The following is a 6,008-nucleotide window of genomic DNA, read 5'->3' as shown; positions in this document are numbered from 1 at the left end:
CTCTCCAGCAGGTCGCGCATATCGCCGGAAATGCCCGACAGCCCCTTCAGCCCCGACCCGTGATAGAGAAGCTCTGTGACCTCGTCCACGGACATGCCCTCGTGGCTGATCAGCCAGAGCACGATGCCCGGATCAAGCTGTCCGGGGCGGGTGCCCATCGGCAGCCCGTCGAGGGCCGTAAACCCCATGGTGCTGTCGATGCTGCGCCCGTTTTTAAGCGCGCACATGGACGCGCCGCTGCCCAGATGGGCCACGATGACGCGGCCACCTGCGATCTCCGGTGCCACCTCCGGAAGCCGCTGCGCGATATACTCGTAGGACAGCCCGTGAAACCCGTAACGGCAAACACCCTGATCGTAATACTCCGGCGGCAGGGCATAGCAGTCTGCATGCACCGGCTGGCCACGGTGAAATGCGGTGTCGAAACAGGCCACCTGCGGCAGATCGGGTGCCACTTCCATCGCCAGCCGGATCGGCGCGAGATTATTGGGCTGATGCAGCGGCGCAAGCTCCTGATACCGTCCGAGCTTTTCCAGCGTCGGCAGATCCATCAGAACAGGCGATGTGAAATCCGGACCGCCATGCACGACGCGGTGTCCGACGGCGCTGAGGTGAATGTCATCAAGCGCACTGATCCAGTCAGACAGAATGGCAATCGCCGCCGGCAGATCAGGCACTGTCTCAGCAGGCCAGAACCGCTCTTTCAGAACCCCGCCATCGCCGTCGCGCACCTGCAGCGCGGGCCGGGTCCCGATGCCGTCGATCTGACCCTTCTGATGACAGGCGAGCCCGTCGCCGGTGATGTGGTAGACCTGAAACTTGAGGCTGGAAGAACCTGCGTTGATAACAAGGATGGCCTCTGCGCGGGGCATATGACGATCTCCCCTGAGCGGATGCGGAACGAGGGCGGATAAGGTGACTGTCGCGGCTTTGAGCGGATTTGCAAGCGCATCCGTGAGCAGCCCCGGCTTTTCAGCGGTCTGCGCAGGGCCTTTGGCATCCCGGACGAGCGCTGCGCGACAATGCGGCAAAGGCCCCTTGCGCGTCGGCGCGGGGACACATAGAAGAGCGGAAATTTCCGACAACGCGCCCTCCGGCGCGCTTTATTCTATGGAGCAAACATGCAGGTCACTGAGACGCTGAACGACGGTCTGAAACGCGGCTACGCCATTACGGTTACGGCCTCTGAGCTTGAGGCCAAAGTCAACGAGAAACTGGCCGAGGCCCAGCCCGAGGTCGAGATGAAGGGCTTTCGCAAAGGCAAGGTGCCGATGGCGCTGCTGAAAAAGCAGTTCGGCCAGAAGGTCATGGGCGAAGCGATGCAGGAAAGCATCGATGGCGCGATGAACGAGCATTTTGAGGCTTCCGGTGACCGTCCTGCGATGCAGCCTGAGGTCAAGATGACCAATGAGGACTGGAAAGAGGGCGACGACGTCGAGGTGTCGATGTCCTATGAGGCACTGCCTGAAATCCCCGAACTCGATTTCTCAAAAATCAAGCTGGAGAAAATGGTCGCCAGGGCCGGTGATGAGGCCATCGATGAGGCCCTCGCGAATCTTGCCGAAACCGCCCAGGATTTCAAAGCCCGCAAAAAAGGCGCCAAGGCCAAAGACGGCGATCAGGTCGTGATGGATTTCGTAGGCCGTGTTGATGGTGAGGCTTTCGACGGGGGTGCCGCTGAGGACTATCCGCTGACGCTGGGTTCTAACTCCTTCATTCCGGGGTTCGAAGAGCAGCTGGTGGGGGTGAAGGCGGGCGAGGAAAAGGCCGTGACCGTATCCTTCCCCGAAGACTATCAGGCCGAGAACCTCAAAGGCAAAGAAGCCGTTTTCGACTGCACCATCAAAGAAGTGAAAGAACCCGTCGCCGCCGAGATCAATGACGAGCTGGCCACAAAATTCGGTGCCGAAGATCTGGCAGCGCTCAAGGCACAGATCGCCGAGCGTCTGGAAGCCGAATACGCCGGTGCCGCACGCGCCGTAATGAAGCGTTCACTGCTTGATGAACTGGACAAGATGGTTGATTTCGATCTGCCGCCCTCGCTGGTGGAGGCAGAAGCCGGTCAGATCGCGCACCAGCTCTGGCACGAGGAAAACCCGGAGGTCGAAGGCCACGATCACCCGGATATCGAAGCCACCGACGAGCACAAAAAGCTGGCCACGCGCCGGGTGCGTCTGGGCCTGCTGCTGGCTGATATCGGTCAGAAGGCCGAAGTGCAGGTTACCGATGCCGAGATGACACAGGCCATTATGAACCAGGCGCGTCAGTACCCGGGTCAGGAACGCCAGTTCTTTGAGTTCGTCCAGCAGAACCAGCAGATGCAGCAGCAGATGCGTGCGCCGATTTTCGAAGATAAGGTCGTCGACCATGTCTTTGAAAACGCGAAGGTTTCTGAAAAGGAAGTGTCCAAGGACGATCTGCAGAAAGCCGTGGAAGCGCTTGAAGACGAATAAGCCTGCCACATCGCAGTAAACGAAGGCCGCTCCGCAACCGGGGCGGCCTTTTTCATGCGCCTTTCCCGGGCGGGTCATCCCGGACACAGACGCGCCGCACTGTGGTCAGGTTTTGACACTGGCGTTTGATACGGTACGGAAGATCCGCTCTCTGACCGGACACAGGCAGAAGCCCCCGGCGGGAGCGCATTTTCATTTCAGGACGCGCCGCGACGCAGACCGGTTTCCACCAGCATATTCTGCCGCTTGGCTTCGTAGTAATACCCGCGCGCATACCATTTGATGGCGTCGTCATGATCGCCGTCCGACAGCATATAAGCGCCTTTGAGATAACGCAGCGCATATTTCAGATTGGTTTCTGCATCCAGCAGATCGCGTGGCTCACCGTCAAACCCCATGGTGCGTGCAGTCGCGGGCAGGATCTGCAGCAGACCATAATAGGGACCGTTGCGCGCTTCGGGTCGGTGGGTGCTCTCGCGGATGGCGAGGCGATGAACGAGCTCCGGCGGCAGGTCATAAAGCTCAGCATAGTCATTAATCAGAACGCGCAGCTCTTCTGTTTCATTGGGGTAGAGGGGCGGCTGCGGTACATCGGGGGCTTCGGTCGCGGTGCCGGCACAGGCGCTCAGCATCAGTGCGACCATCAGACCGGCCAGGGGACGGCGGGATAAAAAGGACATGGACAGTTTTCACAGTTGTTTCTCTTAAACGCCTGTTACACAGGATGCGTGTTTCGCCCAGATGCCGCAGTTGTCATGCGCGCTTTGCTGCCAGGAGCTGAGCGGATTGCTGCGCAAAGAAAAACGCCGCGCAGCGGGCTGCACGGCGTTTTTGTTTCTTCAGGCCGGGAAAATCAGCCGCGACCGGCGGTGTCTTCCTGATCGCCGGAGGCTTCGCCTGCCTCGTCAGCGGTCTCTGTTTCGACGCCTGCCGCTTCGGCCAGGGCGTCATCTTCGGATGCGGCGGCACCGATATCGTCGAAGAGTTCCTGGATTTCGAAGTCTGCTGCGGCTTCTTCTTCTGCTGCCAGTTCCTGAATGGATTTACCGGCGGCCTGAAGTTCGGCCTCTTCGGGCGAACGTGCGACGTTCAGCTCGATGGTTGCATCTACTTCAGGGTGCAGCACGATCTGAACAGGGTGAATGCCCAGCTCTTTGATCGGTGACAGGACGACCTGTTTGCGGTCGATCGAGAAACCGGCTTCGGTTGCAACATCGGCTGCGTCACGGGTGGTTACAGAACCGTAAAGCGCGCCGGAATCAGAGGCGGAGCGAATCACGACGAACTGCTGTCCGTCCAGTTTCTCCGCGAGGTTTTCGGCCTCTTTCTTTGTTTCCAGATTGCGGGCCTCAAGCTGCGCTTTCTGACCCTCAAAGGCTGCGATATTGGCTTTGGACGCCGACAGTGCCTTGCCCTGTGGCAGCAGGAAGTTACGGGCGAACCCGGGTTTCACATCGACGACTTCGCCCATCTGGCCAAGCTTTGCGACGCGTTCGAGAAGGATAACCTGCATGATGTTCTCCTTACTTCACAGCATAGGGCAGCAGAGCAAGAAAGCGGGCGCGTTTGATGGCGCGCGCGAGTTCGCGCTGCTTTTTTGCGGAGACTGCGGTGATACGGGAGGGCACGATCTTGCCACGCTCGGAAATATAGCGCTGCAGCAGACGTGTGTCCTTGTAGTCGATTTTCGGCGCATTATCGCCCGAGAAGGGGCAGACCTTGCGACGACGGAAAAATGGTTTAGAGGCCATGGGTTATGTCCTTTTCTTCAGGCTGATCAACGACGTTCACGGCGATCGCCGCGCTCGTCACGTTTCTGCATCTGCACGGAAGGCAGCTCGGCGTGTTCATCGACCTTGATGGTCAGAACCCGCATTACATCGTCGTGCAGGCGCATCAGGCGTTCCATTTCCTGAACGGCCGGCGCGGGAGCGTCCGAGCGCAGGAAAGCATAGTGGCCCTTGCGGTTTTTGTTGATCTTGTAGGCCATCGTTTTGACGCCCCAGTATTCGTGATCCACCAGGGATCCGCCGTTGTCCGAGAGAACGGCGCCGAAATGTTCGATCAGCCCTTCGGCCTGTGTGTTGGACAGGTCCTGACGTGCGATCATAACATGCTCATATAGCGGCATGTGACTTCCTCATTTATATCAGAGCGCATTTCAAAGGCGGGGCGTTGATCCTGCTGCTGCCCCGTCACGAGAGACTGCGCGGTTAATCGTAGTGCAGCAGGAAGCGCCGATATACACGCTTTGGCGCAGCGCGCAAGCCTGCGCTCTGTCGGCGGATCCTTGCCGGAAGCGCGCCACACGCCATTCAGTGGCCCCCAAGCCGTCTTATTTCCGTCCTTTTTCAGGATTTTAACGTTTCCTTAACCAGGATCGGGAGGATGAAGGTATGTCCGTGACGCTCAGTTCAGTGAATTTCCAGACCATCGCACCGCAACCGGTGCGCGCGGTGGACGGTGGCCGGATGATCATCCGCTCGCTGATGGGCCTTGCAGGTGCGGCCCTGATGATGACAGCCGTCGGCCTGTGGATTGCACCGGGGGCGAGCTGGAGCCACGATCTGATCCTGATGAAACTCCTGCTGTCGGCGGTAAGTGGCATGGCAGGGGTTGCGATGTTGCAGGGGGTTGTCCGCCCCGGCGCCCCCAAGGTTGAAATTGACACCATCCGGCATGAGATCCGTCTGGTGCGCATGCAGGGGCGCGACCGCTGGGTGCTGGACCGCTGCGCCTTTGCTGATCTCACCCGGGTCGATAACTCGGGCACACATGTTCAGCTCTGGGGCAAGAACGAAACGCTGCTTGCCGAAGTGGCCGCCGCGGACCGTGTCGCGCACCGCAGTCTGGTGACCGCGCTGCGTGTGGCCGGCAAGCTCTGAGGCGCCGACCGGCAGGTCGCTCGGGTGGACGCGCCGCGGGCCTGTTCGTTTACGCGCACATTCTGTTGATCGCTGGATAATTGTATTCTCTGCGGGATGGCCCAGTTTACGTGGTGTAAATACAACCCGGGAGATCAGACTATGAAACCTATCGTTTTTGCTACGGCCCTCGCAGCCGCCACTGTAACCGCCGGCAGCGCATTCGCGGCCGCGGAAAAATACGTTCTCGACGCCAGCCACAGCCAGGTGGTCTTCAGCTACGATCACCTTGGGTTTTCGACAACCTACGGCATGTTCTCGGGTTTTGAGGGCGAGATCATGTTTGACCAGGAAGACCCCGCAGCCTCTTCGGTCACCGTATCCATGCCTGTGATGAGCATGTTTACGGGCTGGGAAAAGCGTGAAGGGCATTTCATGTCCGACGATTTTTTCGGCGCTGAAGAAGGTGATATGGTGACCTTTACCTCGACGGGTATCGAAGTGACCGGTGCGGACACGGCTAAAATCACCGGCGATCTGACCATGAACGACATCACAAAATCGGTGGTCCTCGATGCTGTGCTCAACAAGACCGGCGATCATCCGCAGGCGGGCAAGCCCTGGGCTGGTTTTGATGCGACGACAACTCTGCTGCGCTCGGACTTCGGTGTGGGTGCATTTGCCCCCTTCG

Annotated in this window: 8 protein-coding genes; 3 read left to right on the top strand and 5 right to left on the bottom strand. The window is 59.3% G+C overall.

What is annotated here, in order from left to right; genetic code table 11:
* Positions 1 to 872, bottom strand: an 872-nt coding sequence (locus tag Q0M35_RS16565) for an acetate kinase (RefSeq protein WP_295317377.1), incomplete at its 3' end; no start/stop codon positions are given.
* A 249-nt stretch (positions 873 to 1,121) separates the two neighbouring features.
* Here Q0M35_RS16565 and tig point away from each other — a divergent pair.
* Positions 1,122 to 2,453, top strand: coding sequence for a trigger factor (tig, locus tag Q0M35_RS16560; protein WP_295317376.1), 1,332 nt, complete (start codon positions 1,122 to 1,124; stop codon positions 2,451 to 2,453).
* A gap of 197 nt (positions 2,454 to 2,650) precedes the next feature.
* Here the strand turns inward: tig and Q0M35_RS16555 are convergent, their stop codons facing one another.
* From Q0M35_RS16555 to rpsF, 4 genes are all read right to left on the bottom strand, one after another.
* Positions 2,651 to 3,133 (bottom strand): lytic transglycosylase domain-containing protein, encoded by a 483-nt coding sequence (locus tag Q0M35_RS16555; protein ID WP_295317375.1) that lies wholly within the window; start codon positions 3,131 to 3,133, stop codon positions 2,651 to 2,653.
* A 173-nt stretch (positions 3,134 to 3,306) separates the two neighbouring features.
* Positions 3,307 to 3,966, bottom strand: coding sequence for a 50S ribosomal protein L9 (gene rplI / locus Q0M35_RS16550; protein WP_295317374.1), 660 nt, complete (start codon positions 3,964 to 3,966; stop codon positions 3,307 to 3,309).
* A gap of 10 nt (positions 3,967 to 3,976) precedes the next feature.
* The gene (rpsR, locus tag Q0M35_RS16545) at positions 3,977 to 4,204 is read right to left on the bottom strand and encodes a 30S ribosomal protein S18 (protein ID WP_011569173.1); all 228 of its coding nucleotides are present in this window, start codon (positions 4,202 to 4,204) and stop codon (positions 3,977 to 3,979) included.
* A 26-nt stretch (positions 4,205 to 4,230) separates the two neighbouring features.
* On the bottom strand, positions 4,231 to 4,584 hold the full coding sequence (rpsF, locus tag Q0M35_RS16540) for a 30S ribosomal protein S6 (RefSeq protein WP_169640738.1): 354 nt from the start codon (positions 4,582 to 4,584) through the stop codon (positions 4,231 to 4,233).
* Positions 4,585 to 4,849: 265 nt separating this feature from the next.
* Here rpsF and Q0M35_RS16535 point away from each other — a divergent pair, with 265 nt between their 5' ends.
* A complete protein-coding gene (locus tag Q0M35_RS16535) occupies positions 4,850 to 5,338 on the top strand; it encodes a hypothetical protein (RefSeq protein WP_295317373.1) in 489 nt (162 codons plus the stop codon).
* 141 nt (positions 5,339 to 5,479) lie between these two features.
* On the top strand, positions 5,480 to 6,008 hold a 529-nt coding region (locus tag Q0M35_RS16530; protein ID WP_295317372.1), incomplete at its 3' end, for a YceI family protein.

This window comes from Roseobacter sp., from assembly GCF_024639605.1.
Lineage (GTDB): Bacteria > Pseudomonadota > Alphaproteobacteria > Rhodobacterales > Rhodobacteraceae > Roseobacter.
This window is presented reverse-complemented; position numbering and strand designations above follow the sequence as displayed.